Here is a 14076-nt window from a genome sequence, read left to right as displayed (position 1 = left end):
TCATCATCGAACTACACGCTTGTAAGTTACACACATTGTGGATAACCCTTGTGGAAAACATTTCCAAGGGGTCTTGACGGACTCAATGCACAGTTTTAGTCTGATCTTATTCAATGAACTAGTTGATCAACCGATCGCTTGAGTACTGTGGAAAATTCGAAAGTCCGCGATGCTTGAGCCTGGAGCCAGACAGGGGAGACGCATGCCGGAGACGATTGGTACAGCGGTGCTGGATCCGGAAGACCAGCTCAACAGGGCGTTCATGGCCCTCGCCGATCCTGTCCGCCGCAAGATACTGGCGCGGTTGGCCTTGGGCGATGCCACCGTCAACGAGATCGCCCAGCCGTTCAGCGTCACCCTCCAAGCCATTTCGAAGCATCTTCAAGTGCTCGAAGGCGCAGGGCTCATCACCAGGAGCAGGGAAGCGCAGCGCCGTCCCTGCCACTTGAACACCACAGCGCTGGGTCCCTTGGCGGAGTGGATCGAGAGCTACCGTCTTCAGGCCGAGGAACGTTTCGCCCGGCTGGACGAACTATTGGCCACAGGCACAGCCGAAAAAAATCCGGAAAAGGAGAAGAACAATGAGCACCAACACAACAACCATTGACGTCACGGCGGGTACGCCGTTCATCGACACGAGCCGCGACTTCGACGCCGCACCGGAGCGCGTGTTCGAGGCTTTCACGGATCCGGAACTTGTCGTCAAATGGCTGGGGCCGCGTCGGCTCGAAATGCGCCTGGAATCCTACGACGCTCGGACGGGCGGCAGCTACCGCTACACACATTTGGACGGCCAGGGCAACGAGTTCGGCTTCCGCGGGGTCTTCCACGAGGTCCAGGAGCCATTGCGGATCATCCAGACCTTCGAATTCGACGGCGCACCGGGGCAAGTCACGTTGGATACCACCAGGTTTGAAGACCTCGGGGGCCGCACACGCGTGGTTCAGCATTCCGTGTTTCCCTCGGTGGAGGCCCGGGACATGGCAGTAGCCAGCGGCATGGATGCAGGCATCAAGGAGTCGATGGACCGCTTGGAGGAACTCCTAGGGTGAAAGCGTAAAGAGCTGTTAGCCCGCTGTGGCCCGGATGATGGTAGCCAGGACCAGAATTCCGGCCACCAGGGCCATCCCGGCAGTCTGCAACAGCGCCTGGCGGGGCCCACGCGGGGCGAAGGCGATCACGGCGGCGCACAGGCCTCCCGTAACGAGGCCACCCAAGTGGGCCTGCCAGGCGATTCCAGGGACAACGAAGCCAATCACGCCGTTGATGGCAATGAGGATCCACAGCTGCCGGGTGTCTCCGCCGCGTCGGCTTTGGACCACCAACAGTGCGCCAAAGAGCCCGAAGATCGCACCGGACGCACCTTCTACTCCAGTAGGAGGCAAGACAGGCGTCAGGAGCAGGAAGCCGACAGAGCCGCCAATGGCGGACAACAGGTAAACGGCCAGGAAGCGAATGCGTCCAAGAACGGGCTCAAGCACCTGGCCAAAGATCCACAGCATGTACATGTTGAGCACGATGTGCAGGACAAAGCCCTGGGAGTGGACAAAAGCGCTCGTCAGCATCCGCCAGGGTTCGAAGGCCCCGTATTGCGGTGAGGCGTAGACGGACGCGAAGGCGAGTTGATTCTCCACGACATCGCCGGGAATCAGCCATTGCAGCACGTACACCAGGGCGCAGAGCCCAATAAGTACGTACGTCGCCAAAGGACGACCAGTCGCAATGGCGCCGCCGTAGGCGGAACGCACTGCCGGCGTCGAACGCTTCATTTCATTGACGCAGTCAATGCATTGGAACCCGACGGCGGCCGCCCGCTGGCATTCGGGGCATGCGGGACGCCCGCAACGCTGGCACCGCACATAGGAAGGCCTGTCCGGGTGCCGGGGGCACACCGGAATGTCTGCTGACGGCTCCGCCGCCGGGATTCCGTAACTCATATGCTGCTCAGGCTCCGCGGATCAGAGCTGGACGATATCAATGCTGTTGATGACCACGTCTTCAACGGGACGGTCGCCCATGCCGGTGCGGACGGCCTCGATCGCGTCTACAACCTTCTTGGACTCCTCGTCAGCAACCTCACCGAAGATGGAGTGCTTGCCGAAAAGCCAGTCGGTGTTGACCGTGGTGATGAAGAACTGGGAACCGTTGGTGCCCTTGCCCATCTGGACGCCGGCGTTGGCCATGGCCAGCTTGTAAGGGGCGTTGAAGTTGAGTTCCGGGTGGATCTCGTCGTCGAACTTGTAGCCCGGACCGCCGATGCCGCGGCCCAGGGGATCGCCGCCCTGGATCATGAAGTCTTTGATGATGCGGTGGAAAATGGTGCCGTCGTACAGCGGGGTACCGGTCTTGTCTTCGCCGGTCTCCGGGTGCGTCCAGGACTTTTCGCCTGTGGCCAGGCCAACGAAGTTGGCGACCGTCTTCGGCGCGTGGTTGCCGAAGAGGTCAACCACGATGTCACCGAGGTTCGTGTGGAAAGTTGCTTTTGCGGTTGCGATGGTCATAGCGCCATTCTTTCACGCAGGGTCAACGCCGAGGCGGCCAGGAAGGCGGTTCCGCGCTAGGTGAAATCTTCCGTGAATCCGCCGGATGAATAGCCGGTGCCGATCAAGCGACGTAGGCTAACAACAAACGAGCATGTTGATCGGGAGGTAGTTGTGAAGAAATCGGACCGGATTGCCCGCGAACTTGAACACACCGTCGTGAATGGTGTCGAAAATGCCAAGGACTGGGCGACACCGCGCGTCGAAGCAGCTGTGAGCTGGGCGGTTCCCCGCATCCAGCACGGCATCGACACCGCTTCGCCGAAGCTTCAGGAAGGCCTGAAGTCGGCTGCGCACAACCTCGCCGACGGCGTTGCAACCGTCACGCCGAAGCTCCAGGAAGGCTTGGCGAACCTCGCACCGAGGATCCACGACGTCGTCGAGGACGCCTCACCCAAGATCCAGGAAGCCCTTAACAAGGCCACTCCAGCACTCGGCCACGCCCGGGACAAGGTTGTTGAGGAGTACCTGCCCAGACTCTCCGAGCAACTCGGGCAGGCCTCCGTGGTTGTCCACCAAGCCCTTGAGAATGCACCCGCGCAGGTGGATGCCGTCGCACAGAAGCTGGTGGACTCGGGAGTGGTGCACAATCTGCAGGAGCAGGCACAGGCCACAGGGGGCCAGCTGAAAGCAGCGGCTGAGGAAGCATCCAAAACAGTCTCGAAAGAACTTGCCAAGACCCGGAAGCCCAAAAAGCGGGGCTTCCTGATCTTCACGGTTGTAGCAGCAGCTGCCGCGGCCGGCATTGCCGCGTGGAAGGCCAGCCGCCCGGTGGAAGACCCGTGGAAGACTCCAGTCCCGGTAACGCCATCGCCCGTGCCGGCCGCAGCTGCCGCCGAGAAAGTCGCTGACAAGGCCAACGAAACCGCCGGCAAGATAGCTGACGCGGTTGACGACGTGACCCTCAACGTAGCCGACAAAACCCAAGCTGTAGCCGAGAAGGCAAAACACGCCGTCGAGGACGCTACGGACACCGCAGCAAAGGTGGCAACCGACGCCAAGACGGCCGTAAAGAACATCGCCGCCAGCCTGCACAAGGACGAAGCAGGCAATGACCAGGCGGCCACGGACGAAGCGGGCAAACACGAGGCGTAGGCGAAAGCCATATTCGCTCCACGTTGAAGGGATTCCGGTTCGCCGGGGTCCCTTCAATTGTTTGGCCACTTGTCACCGGAGGCTTCCTCTAGGGACACCGGCCTGATGTTAGATTTATGGGGATGCCAGCCGATAGATCTTTCGTAGATGCAGCCACCAACGCAGCCGTCGCACCCGTGAAGCCGAGCGTTTCAATCATCATCCCGGCGTACAACGAGGAAAGCGTCATACGGCAATGCCTGATCGCGGCCATCTACCAGTCAGTGCCTGCGGACGAAATCATCGTCGTGGACAACAGGTCCACGGACCGCACTGCGCAGATCATCCAGCAGATGCAGCAGGAATACCCTGAGAGCCCCATCATCCTGCTGAGCCAGGACAAAGCGCAGGGACTCATCCCCACCCGCAACTTCGGCCTCAATAGCGCCACCTCGGATGTCCTCGGCCGGATCGATGCCGACTCCGTTGTTGAACCTGACTGGGTTGAACAGGTCCAAAAGGCCTTCGCCGATCCCTCAGCGCAGGCGGCCACGGGTCCCGTGGTCTACTACGACATGCCAATGCGTCGATTCGGGCTCAAGGCCGACGACAAAATGCGCCAGCTCATGCTTCGGCTTGCGAAGCACCAGTACCACTTCCTTTTTGGATCCAACATGGCACTTCGCCGTTCGGCCTGGGAAACCATCCGGGACGAAACCTGCCTGGATGAAAAGGACGAGATGCATGAGGACATCGATCTGTCCCTGCACCTTGCCGACCACGATCTCAGGGTCCAGTACTGGCCGCAGATGGTCTCGGGCATGTCTGCCCGCAGGCTCGAAGATTCACCACGCGACTACCGCTACTACGTGACCCGCTTCGACCGCACCTACAAGGCCCACAACGTCAAGAAGATGGCACTGAAGGCCCCCATGGTGGTGTTCTTCTCGGTCTATTTCCCGGCCAAGCTGCTCCGGGCCATCCATACGGCCAATACAAGCCAAGGCATCCGCCGCGGCGGCCTGTAGCCGCACCGAAGTATCCGTCCGGTCATTCGGATACCCGACTCAGTCAGTACCGAGCTCGGCGATCTTGCCCTGAGCGTCGCCCTTGCCGCGCCGCTGGCCGGCGACAACGACCGCGAGTCCAACCAGGATCAAGGCGAGTCCAGCATAGGTCCCGGCCGGCAGGGTCTCGTGCAGAAAGACCGCGGCGAGAAGGGCTGCGCCTGGAATTTCCAGCAGGATGATCATGGACACCAGCAGCGGGCTCATGGTTGCCAGGAGATGGTTGAAGGCGGTGTGGCCCACCAGTTGTGCGCAAACGGTAATAGCTGCGATCCCCAGCCAGCCGCCGGCGTCGAACCCCACAAGCGGCTGGCCGCCCGTGAGGGCCAGCACGGCGACAATGGCCGCGCACATCCCGTAGCAAAGCGTCGTGTATGTTCCAATGCTCATGCTCTGGCGCGCTTTGCCTCCGGCCATGGTGTACAGGCCGGCCAAGGCGCCTCCGGCGAGGGCCAGGATGTCACCAAGGAGGGCTTTCGGGGAGGTTCCCATATCGAAGCCCGTGATGGCTGCGACGCCGCCCAGCGCGATGCCCAGGCCCACCAGGACCGGCCAACGGTGCCTGGTGCCGCGGAGGAGCTGGAAAACGGCGATCCACGCCGACTGCAGGCACACCAGGGCGGTAGCGGCCGCGACTGACGTGAGCTGCAGCGCGGTGATGAAGCAAGCGAAGTGGAAGGCCAGGGCCACTGCCGCGACAGCGGACCAAGTGAACTCGGGGCGGCTGATCTTTCGGAACTGGCGCGGTTCGCGGATCAAGACCGGCGAGGCCATGACGACGGCGGCGATTGCGTTACGCCAGAAGGCGATAGCCAGTGCCGTGACGGAGGTAGCTCCAAGCGTTCCGGCGATGAGGGGTCCGGATGATGCGACGCCGAGCACTCCAAAGGCAGCAACAATGAAGTTCACATTTCAACCTTAGTGGGGTGGTTTAACGCAAAGAGTCCCGGTCATTTCTGACCGAGACTCTTTCTTATGGTGGAGGCACGGGGACTCGAACCCCGAACCCCCTGCTTGCAAAGCAGGTGCGCTACCAATTGCGCCATGCCCCCATAAGAAGCAACCCATCCATACTACCCTAGTTCCTTCGATGGTTTTCACCATCTCCGGGCCGGGGGCCTTTGCTAGTCAACCGTGTCGGTTGCCTTGCTCCAGACTGTTTTCCGGGCTTCGGATGCCTGCACTTTCTTGTAGAGCAGGACGCCTGCGATCGCAGCTGCAACTACCAGCAACTTCTTCACATGCACCCCGTTCCGGTTCGGTATCCCAAACCTTTAGCAAAACCTGTGCAGGTTCCGTGGGCGTACCAGGACTTGAACCTGGGACCTCTTCGTTATCAGCGAAGCGCTCTAACCGCCTGAGCTATACGCCCCGATACCTCTTCGGGCCGAGACATGACTTTACAGCACATCCCGGCCCGATCTCAAATCGAGGTATTTTCACCACTGTTTTCCAGCAGTTTCCCGCAATTTTCGAGCTTTTGGGTTAGTCGTCCGTGAGGGTCACGCCAATGCCACCGACGAGTGTTGCCGAAATGTTATAAAGCACGGCACTCAGCATGGAGAGGGCGGTCAGCAGCACAACATTCACCACGGCAATGATGGTGGCGAAGGAGGCCACCTGTCCCAGCGATGCGACCTTCTTGAGTTCGAAGCCGCCGCTTTCCGAGCCTGCCAGGGTGCCCAGGAGGCTGTCCACCTGGTTGAAAATGCCGGTCAGGTCCAGAACGGTCCAAAGAACGATTGCGGCGATCACGGTCACGATGCCCAAGGCAACGGACAACAGGAACGCCATCTTCAGGACCGACCACGGATCAACCTTGCTGACCAGCAGGCGGGCGCGGCGGACCTTCGCCTTAGGTGCCGGCTTCACAAGACCCGGAGCCCCGGGGGTGGGCCGCTGCTGGCCCTGCACCGGCCGCTGGCCGGGCGCGGCGGGACGCTGACCTGCCGGGCGCGGCGTTCCTGCGGGACGCTGGCCTGGAACGGCCGGACGCTGACCTGGGACCCTTTCGGCGCCAGTTCCTGCCGCACCCGAGGCGGCTGCCACAGGGCGCTGCTGGGGACGGGCCGGTGCGTCTACCCGCGGAGTAGCCGACGGCTGCCGGAATCCTCCAGGGACACCCGTACTCGGCTTGGGATATGAGTCCGAATTGCTCACTCGTTACCTCCGGTGTTGTCTTCGTTCAGCTCGACGCCGGACCCATTATCGGATCCTGCGGCCGATCCCGATTCGGCCGTCGCGGTCGCCTGATCGGCGCCGCCGTTTGCAGCCAACGTTACGTCATCGTCCGCCTCGGACAGTCCTCCGTCGGGATTTTCGACACTATTGACGGTTGAGGCGTCGTCTGTGCCCTCGCCATGTTCGTCGTCGGATTCCTCGCCATCAAGGCCGCGTTCGCTGTTGCGGGCCACCTCGATGATGCGGTCGTTCTTGTCAGGCTTCGCGAAGATGACGCCCATGGTGTCACGGCCCTTGGCAGGAACACCGGCCACGGCGGAGCGGACAATCTTGCCACCCTCCATGACCACCAGGACTTCGTCTTCTTCATTCACGATCAGCGCACCGACAAGGTCGCCTCGCTCTTCCTGAAGCTTGGCCACCTTGATACCCAGGCCGCCACGGCCCTGGAGCCGGTACTCCTCGACCGCGGTGCGCTTGGCGTACCCGCCTTCGGTCACCACGAAGACGAACGAGCCGTCCTGGACGACGTCGGCGGCGAGGAGTTCGTCGTCTTCGCGGAACTTCATGCCGGTCACACCCGAGGTGGCGCGCCCCATGGGGCGCAGTGCCTCGTCGGTCGCCGTGAAGCGGATCGATTGGCCCTTGCGGGAAACGAGGAGGAGGTCGTCCGTTTCGGATACAAGCTGCGCCGAGACGAGCTCGTCCTCATCCCGAAGGTTGATGGCAATGACGCCGGCGGTGCGGTTGGTGTCGTAGTCTTCAAGGCGCGTCTTCTTCACGAGCCCGTTCTTGGTGGCGAGCACCAGGTACGGAGCTTGCTCATAGTCACGCAAGTCAAGGACCTGGGCGATATGCTCGTCCGGCTGGAATGCCAACAGGTTTGCCACGTGCTGTCCCTTGGCATCACGACCAGCTTCGGCAAGCTCGTACGCCTTGGCCCGGTACACGCGGCCCAGGTTGGTGAAGAACAGCAACCAGTGGTGCGTGGTGGTGACGAAGAAGTGTTCCACGACGTCGTCGCCGCGAAGCTGTGCACCCTTGACGCCCTTGCCGCCTCGCTGCTGCGAACGATAGTTGTCGCTGCGGGTGCGCTTGACGTATCCGCCGCGGGTGATGGTGACCACCACTTCTTCCTCGGGGATGAGGTCCTCCATGGACATATCTCCGTCGAAGCCCATGAGGATGTGGGTCCGGCGGTCATCGCCATGCTTGGCCACGATCTCAGCAAGTTCCTGGCTGATGATGTCGCGCTGGCGCTGCTCGGAATCCAGGATCGCGTTGAATTCCGTGATCATGGCTTCAAGCTCGGAGTGCCTGTCCTGGATCTTCTGCCGTTCCAACGCGGCGAGGCGGCGGAGCTGCATGTCGAGGATGGCGCGGGCCTGGAGCTCGTCGATCTCCAGGAGCCCGATCAAGCCATCGCGGGCAGCCTCGGTGGTGTTGGACGCCCGGATGAGCGCGATAACCTCATCCAGCATGTCCAGCGCCTTGAGGAGTGCGCGCAGGATGTGCGCCTCTTCCTCGGCCTTGCGCAGGCGGTAGCGGGTCCGCCGGACAATCACACTGACCTGGTGGGTCACCCAGTGCCGGATGAAGGCGTCCAGGCTCAGCGTGCGGGGAACGCCGTCCACGATCGCCAGCATGTTGGCACCGAAATTGTCCTGCAGCTGGGTGTGCTTGTAGAGGTTGTTGAGCACCACCTTGGCCACGGCGTCCCGCTTGAGCACGATCACCAGTCGCTGTCCGGTACGGCCGGACGTCTCGTCGCGGAGGTCCGCGATGCCTTGGATCTTGCCGTCCTTGACCAGTTCGGCGATCTTGATCGCCAGGTTGTCCGGGTTTGCCTGATACGGAAGCTCGGTGACCACCAGGCATGTGCGGCCCTGGAGTTCCTCCACGTTCACCACGGCGCGCATGGTGATGGAGCCGCGGCCCGTACGGTACGCGTCCTCGATGCCCTTGTGGCCGAGGATGGTGGCACCGGTCGGGAAGTCCGGACCCTTGATGCGTACGAGCAATGCCTCAAGCAGCTCTTCACGGCTTGCCGTTGGGTTGGCCAGGTACCACTGCACGCCCTCGGCAACTTCGCGGAGGTTGTGGGGCGGAATGTTAGTGGCCATGCCGACGGCGATGCCGGAGGAACCGTTGACCAGCAGGTTGGGGAAACGCGCCGGCAGGATGGTGGGTTCCTGGTTCTTGCCGTCGTAGTTGTCCTGGAAGTCGACGGTTTCCTCGTCGATGTCACGGACCATTTCCATGGCCAGCTGGGCCATCTTGGTTTCGGTGTATCGGGGCGCTGCGGCACCGTCGTTGCCCGGGGAACCGAAGTTGCCCTGGCCCAGCGCCAGCGGATAGCGCATCGTCCAGTCCTGGATGAGGCGGACCAGGGCATCGTAGATCGCGGTGTCACCGTGCGGGTGGTACTGGCCCATGACCTCGCCCACCACGCGGGCGCATTTGTTGAAGGAGCGGTCCGGGCGGTAGCCGCCGTCGAACATCGCGTAGAGCACTCGGCGGTGGACAGGCTTCAGGCCGTCGCGGACGTCCGGAAGCGCACGGCCAACGATAACGGCCATGGCATAGTCCAAGTACGAACGCTGCATTTCCGTCTGCAGGTCCACCTGGTCGACGCGGTCGGTCAGCACATCGCCCTCAAGTACGGGTTCCGGAATGCCGGCCGACTCAGCGGGAACCTCGGGTGTTTCTTCACTCATAGTCTATGATTTCCGTTTCAGGTATATATCAGTTCTGGAATATTCCTAGGGCTTTGAAGTCTCTAGATATCCAGGAACCTGACGTCCTTGGCGTTCTGCTGAATGAAGTTCCGGCGCGATTCCACGTCCTCACCCATCAGTACGGAGAAGGTCTGGTCCGCCGCCAGGGCATCGTCCATGGTGACTTGCAGGAGCGTGCGGTGGTCCGGGTCCATGGTGGTGTCCCAGAGTTCGGTGTAGTCCATTTCGCCGAGGCCCTTGTAGCGCTGGATGCCGTTGTCCTTCGGGATTCGGCGGCCGGCGGCCTGGCCGGAGACCAGCTTGGCGTCACGTTCACGGTCGCTGTAAACGTAGTCGTGCGGGGCGTTCGACCACTTGATGCGGTACAGCGGCGGCTGGGCCAGGTAGACATAACCGTTCTCAATCAGCGGACGCATGTAGCGGAACAGCAGCGTCATCAGCAACGTGGTGATGTGCTGGCCGTCCACGTCGGCATCGGCCATCAGGACGATCTTGTGGTACCGCAGCTTGGAGATGTCGAAGTCCTCGCCGATGCCGGTGCCGAAGGCCGTGATCATGGACTGGACTTCGTTGTTGCCGAGGGCCTTGTCCAGCCGTGCGCGCTCGACGTTCAGGATCTTGCCGCGCAGCGGCAGGATTGCCTGGGTCTCGGGGTTCCGGCCACGCTTGGCCGAACCACCGGCGGAGTCACCCTCCACGAGGTAGACCTCGCAGCGCGAGGGGTCCTTTGAAGAGCAGTCGGACAGCTTGCCGGGCATGCCGAAGGATTCCAAGGGGCTCTTGCGACGTGCGTTGTCGCGTGCCTTGCGGGCGGCCATACGGGCTTGGGCAGCCTGGACAGCCTTGCGGATGACGTCGCGGGCCGGGCCGGGGTTTCGTTCCAACCAATCGCCCAGCTGGTCGGTGACCACCCGTTGGACGAAGCCCTTGACCTCGGAGTTACCCAATTTGGTCTTGGTCTGGCCCTCGAACTGGGGTTCAGACAACTTCACCGAGATAACGGCCGTGAGGCCCTCCCGGATGTCGTCACCGGTGAGGTTGTCATCCTTTTCCTTGATGATGGTTTTCTCGCGCGCGTAGCGGTTGATGAGCGACGTCATCGCAGCGCGGAAACCTTCTTCGTGGGTGCCGCCCTCGTGAGTGTTGATGGTGTTGGCGTAAGTGTGGACACTTTCCGAGTAGGCCGTGGTCCACTGCATCGCGACCTCGACGGCGATGTGCCGCTCAGCGTCTTCGGTTTCGAAGGCGATGACGTCCTCGTGGACGATGTCCACCTTCTTGTTCGAGTTCAAGTGCTTCACGTAGTCGAGCAGACCGTCGTTGTACTGGTAAACCACTGTGCGGTGTTCTGCCGCCACTTCGCCGTCGGTAGCAACTGCGTCAAGATCCAGGTCATCGTCACCTACCCCCGCCACAGGACGCTCGTCCGTGAGGGTGATTCGCAGGCCCTTGTTGAGGAAGGCCATCTGCTGGAATCGTGCGCGGAGGGTCTCGAAATCGAAATCTGTGCTCTCGAAGATGGTGCCGTCCGGATAGAACGTCTGGGACGTTCCGGTCTCCTCCGTTGCTTCGCCCTGGACAAGCCCACCCTGTGGCTTGCCTCCGTCGGCGAAGGTCATCCGCCAAACGTGGCCCTGGCGACGCACCTCGGTGTCTACCCTGCGCGAAAGTGCGTTGACAACGGAAATACCGACGCCATGGAGTCCACCGGATACGGCATAGCCACCGCCGCCGAACTTACCGCCCGCGTGCAGAATGGTCATGACGACCTCAACGGTCGGCTTCTTCTCCGTGGGGTGCATATCCACCGGGATGCCGCGGCCGTCGTCCACGACCTTCACGCCGCCGTCGGCCTGGAGGGTCACTTCAATGTGGCTGCAGAACCCGGCAAGAGCCTCGTCCACCGAGTTGTCCACCACTTCGTACACCAAGTGATGGAGGCCGCGCGGGCCTGTGGATCCGATGTACATCCCCGGGCGTTTGCGCACCGCTTCGAGACCCTCAAGCACGGTAATGTCGCTCGCACCGTACTCCTTTGACCCCGAGGGTGTGTCAGGCTTATGGGCGTTCTCCTTCGCGGGATCTACTGCCAAGGTCTCTGCATTGTCGTTAGCCACAGGCGCTTTCGACTCCTCCGTGTTCGATGGTCGCCAGCCGTCACCGCACCAAGGAAGCACGTCCGCCAGGACACACCACAGGGATACGGCAGCCGCCAACAGGGACGTCACTGCTAACGCCGGCTACTTCGCGATTGGCGGATCCGCTTTTACAAGTGCTGTTCAGCGGAGCCAATCAACGTTCACCGGCGCCCAGTTGTCTATGCCGATTCTATCGTGACTGAGCGCAGTTCCTTGCAAAACCCGGCCCATATGCTGAGGAAAGTAGCTCTGGGAGGCCGCTGGCCCCATCTGCAAGCCGCCAAAACGGCACCCTCTAGGGAGCTATACGGTCCGGGGAGGTTTCTCGCTCCTGTGCGCCGTTCAAGGAAATGCGCTGATACCGGTGCCGAAGAAGTTACCCGTAGGTATCCCGGGGGCCCCGTCCATTGACGCTACGGCCGCCCTTGCGCCAGTTCGGTGCGGTGGGCGCGAGCACCTGAATGGACGTCACCACTCCGTCTCCGAGTTCCCTTCGGAACATGTCCAAGAGGCTGGTGCTCAGGAGCCTGAGTTGCGTTGCCCACGCGGTGGAATCGCAGCGGACATGGAGAGTGGTGTCGGTAAAGCTCTCCGGAGTGCAATGCGCGGAAATCTCCGGTCCCACCAGGGCATCCCACTCGGCCATCACGGAACCCACTGCCACTGGAGAAGTCCAACCCCGTTCGGCCACGAGCCTCCCGACGACTTTCCCCAAGCCGAGGGGATCCCGGCCGCTACCGTGGAATTGGCTGAATCCGCGGGTGTCGCGGAGGCCTTTGCGTTTCGGAGCGGCCCCCGTCCGAGGGGCGGCGCGGCGGATTTCGCCCCGCGCGGCGGCTGCTTCGCGCATCCGGTTCAAAGCTGATTGGGCAGCGTCAATCTCGTCAGGGTCCCTGCCCGGCTGGCGTCCGCCGGGGCTATCCTTCTCCATCAATGCCTCCGGGCACAACCTTCACGCGTCGCCCCGCCAGTTCCTCGGGAATGTCGGCGTCGACGGCGGCTGTCACCAAAACCTGTTCGGCGCCGGCCACTATTGCAGCCAGTTTACGCCTGCGCTGCACGTCCAGTTCGGCGAACACATCGTCGAGGATGAGGATCGGAGCAGAACCGCCGGTACGGGTGTCGTCGAGCATGACGTAGTACGAGGCCAGGCGCAGGGAGAGGCACATGGACCATGTTTCGCCATGGGAGGCATAGCCCTTGGCGGGAGCTTGGCCAAGAACCAGCTCGAGTTCATCGCGGTGGGGTCCGACCAGGGAAATTCCGCGTTCCAACTCCTTGCGGCGCGAGGCGGCGAAGGCCTGGACGTAGCGCTCAGTGAGTTGCTCCACGGACAGCAAGCGGAGGTCCTCAACCCCCTCTGAACCTTCAGCGACATGCTCGGCGGGACCGCCGTCGTCGTCCAACACGCCCTGAATGGTGGAGCGGTAGACCGCGCCGGCTTCCTTGGATCCATCCGTGAGTTGCGCGTAGGCGCTCTTGAGGTGGGGTCGGAGCCGTTCCACGAGTTCCAGCCGTGCATGCAGGAGTTCCGCTCCGGCCCGCGCCATGTGCTGGTCCCAAACATCGAGAGTCGCTTCGTGACCAGGGGTGAACTTCCCGGCCCGGGCCGATTTCAGCAGGGCGTTGCGTTGTTTGAGCACGCGATCGTAGTCGCTGCGGGTCGCCGCGTGCACGGGCATGAGGCTAACCAGCAGTTCGTCGAGGAAACGCCGGCGGTTGGACGGATCACCCTTGACCAATGCAAGGTCCTCAGGGGCGAAAAGCACCGTCTGGCAAATGCCCAGGATGTCGCGGGCGCGCACAGGATTTCCGCGGTTGATCCGGCCACGGTTGGCGCGGCCGGCATTGATTTCGAGCTCGACCACCGTCGATTGTTCCCCGCGGACGAGCTTCGCCCGGATCAAAGCGCGATCCGTGCCGAAGCGCAGGAGGGGCGCATCGGTGCTGACGCGGTGTGAGCTCAGGGTGGCCAGGTATCCGATGGCTTCCATGAGGTTCGTCTTGCCAATGCCGTTGGATCCCACCAGGACCGTGGCGCCGGGGCCGAGCTTGAGGTCAACCTGCGCGTAGCTGCGGAAATCGGTCAGCGAAAGATGTTCGAGGTACACGCGTACGGCTGGCGGACCGGGGCCTAGTTGGCCGGACGGGTGGCGTGTCCGCCGAACTGGTTGCGCAGCGCGGAGACCATCTTCATGGCCGGTGAGCTGTCCTCGCGGGAGGAGAAGCGGGCGAAGAGCGCAGCCGTGATAGCCGGCGCTGGAACCGCGTTGGCAATGGCTTCCTCAACCGTCCAGCGACCTTCGCCGGAGTCCTCGACGTAGTCCCCGATCGAGGC

13 protein-coding genes, 2 tRNA genes and 1 pseudogene are annotated in these 14076 nt (G+C 62.3%); 4 read left to right on the top strand and 12 right to left on the bottom strand.

Going from position 1 to position 14076, the window contains the following annotated elements:
- Window positions 1-202 precede the first annotated feature (202 nt).
- Window positions 203-607 (top strand): ArsR/SmtB family transcription factor, encoded by a 405-nt coding sequence (locus NFJ07_RS21500; protein ID WP_269997681.1) that lies wholly within the window; start codon window positions 203-205, stop codon window positions 605-607.
- Window positions 582-1052 (top strand): SRPBCC family protein, encoded by a 471-nt coding sequence (locus NFJ07_RS21495; protein WP_269997680.1) that lies wholly within the window; start codon window positions 582-584, stop codon window positions 1050-1052. Before NFJ07_RS21500 ends, NFJ07_RS21495 begins: the two co-directional genes overlap by 26 nt.
- A 15-nt stretch (window positions 1053-1067) precedes the next feature.
- Here the strand turns inward: NFJ07_RS21495 and NFJ07_RS21490 are convergent, their stop codons facing one another.
- Together NFJ07_RS21490 and NFJ07_RS21485 are read right to left on the bottom strand one after the other, a co-directional pair.
- A complete protein-coding gene (locus NFJ07_RS21490; protein WP_269997678.1) occupies window positions 1068-1937 on the bottom strand; it encodes a rhomboid family intramembrane serine protease in 870 nt (289 codons plus the stop codon).
- A gap of 21 nt (window positions 1938-1958) precedes the next feature.
- Window positions 1959-2501 (bottom strand): peptidylprolyl isomerase, encoded by a 543-nt coding sequence (locus NFJ07_RS21485; protein ID WP_269997677.1) that lies wholly within the window; start codon window positions 2499-2501, stop codon window positions 1959-1961.
- Between the two features lie 153 nt (window positions 2502-2654).
- Here NFJ07_RS21485 and NFJ07_RS21480 point away from each other — a divergent pair, with 153 nt between their 5' ends.
- Both NFJ07_RS21480 and NFJ07_RS21475 read left to right on the top strand, forming a co-directional pair.
- The gene (locus tag NFJ07_RS21480) at window positions 2655-3635 is read left to right on the top strand and encodes a hypothetical protein (RefSeq protein WP_269997675.1); all 981 of its coding nucleotides are present in this window, start codon (window positions 2655-2657) and stop codon (window positions 3633-3635) included.
- Between the two features lie 122 nt (window positions 3636-3757).
- Complete coding sequence (locus NFJ07_RS21475) at window positions 3758-4642, top strand: glycosyltransferase (RefSeq protein ID WP_269997673.1); 885 nt, start codon at window positions 3758-3760, stop codon at window positions 4640-4642.
- A 39-nt stretch (window positions 4643-4681) separates the two neighbouring features.
- Here NFJ07_RS21475 and NFJ07_RS21470 read toward each other — a convergent pair whose 3' ends face one another.
- The 10 genes and pseudogenes from NFJ07_RS21470 to NFJ07_RS21425 form a co-directional block, all read right to left on the bottom strand.
- Entirely contained in the window at window positions 4682-5590 is a 909-nt protein-coding gene (locus NFJ07_RS21470) for a DMT family transporter (RefSeq protein ID WP_269997671.1), read from the bottom strand.
- Window positions 5591-5657: 67 nt separating this feature from the next.
- A tRNA-Ala gene (locus NFJ07_RS21465) sits at window positions 5658-5733 on the bottom strand.
- 72 nt (window positions 5734-5805) lie between these two features.
- Complete coding sequence (locus tag NFJ07_RS21460) at window positions 5806-5922, bottom strand: DLW-39 family protein (protein ID WP_269997669.1); 117 nt, start codon at window positions 5920-5922, stop codon at window positions 5806-5808.
- A gap of 57 nt (window positions 5923-5979) precedes the next feature.
- Window positions 5980-6053: transfer RNA gene (locus NFJ07_RS21455), tRNA-Ile, on the bottom strand.
- A gap of 113 nt (window positions 6054-6166) precedes the next feature.
- A complete protein-coding gene (locus NFJ07_RS21450; protein WP_269997667.1) occupies window positions 6167-6841 on the bottom strand; it encodes a DUF3566 domain-containing protein in 675 nt (224 codons plus the stop codon).
- Window positions 6838-9579, bottom strand: coding sequence for a DNA gyrase subunit A (gyrA, locus tag NFJ07_RS21445; protein WP_269997665.1), 2742 nt, complete (start codon window positions 9577-9579; stop codon window positions 6838-6840). The genes NFJ07_RS21450 and gyrA overlap by 4 nt, the downstream gene beginning before the upstream one ends.
- A gap of 62 nt (window positions 9580-9641) precedes the next feature.
- Window positions 9642-11717: a DNA topoisomerase (ATP-hydrolyzing) subunit B gene (gene gyrB / locus NFJ07_RS21440; protein WP_269997663.1), complete on the bottom strand. Its 2076-nt coding sequence runs from the start codon at window positions 11715-11717 to the stop codon at window positions 9642-9644.
- Between the two features lie 397 nt (window positions 11718-12114).
- The gene (locus tag NFJ07_RS21435) at window positions 12115-12669 is read right to left on the bottom strand and encodes a DUF721 domain-containing protein (RefSeq protein ID WP_269997661.1); all 555 of its coding nucleotides are present in this window, start codon (window positions 12667-12669) and stop codon (window positions 12115-12117) included.
- Window positions 12656-13849 carry a DNA replication/repair protein RecF gene (gene recF, locus NFJ07_RS21430; protein ID WP_269997660.1) on the bottom strand — a complete coding sequence of 398 codons (1194 nt, stop codon included), beginning with the start codon at window positions 13847-13849 and terminating at the stop codon, window positions 12656-12658. Before recF ends, NFJ07_RS21435 begins: the two co-directional genes overlap by 14 nt.
- Before the next feature lie 23 nt (window positions 13850-13872).
- Window positions 13873-14076, bottom strand: a pseudogene (locus NFJ07_RS21425) (6-phosphogluconate dehydrogenase); the annotation flags it as partial.

The sequence above is a fragment of the Arthrobacter sp. B2a2-09 genome (genome assembly GCF_027587375.1).
Classification (GTDB): domain Bacteria; phylum Actinomycetota; class Actinomycetes; order Actinomycetales; family Micrococcaceae; genus Arthrobacter.
This window is presented reverse-complemented; position numbering and strand designations above follow the sequence as displayed.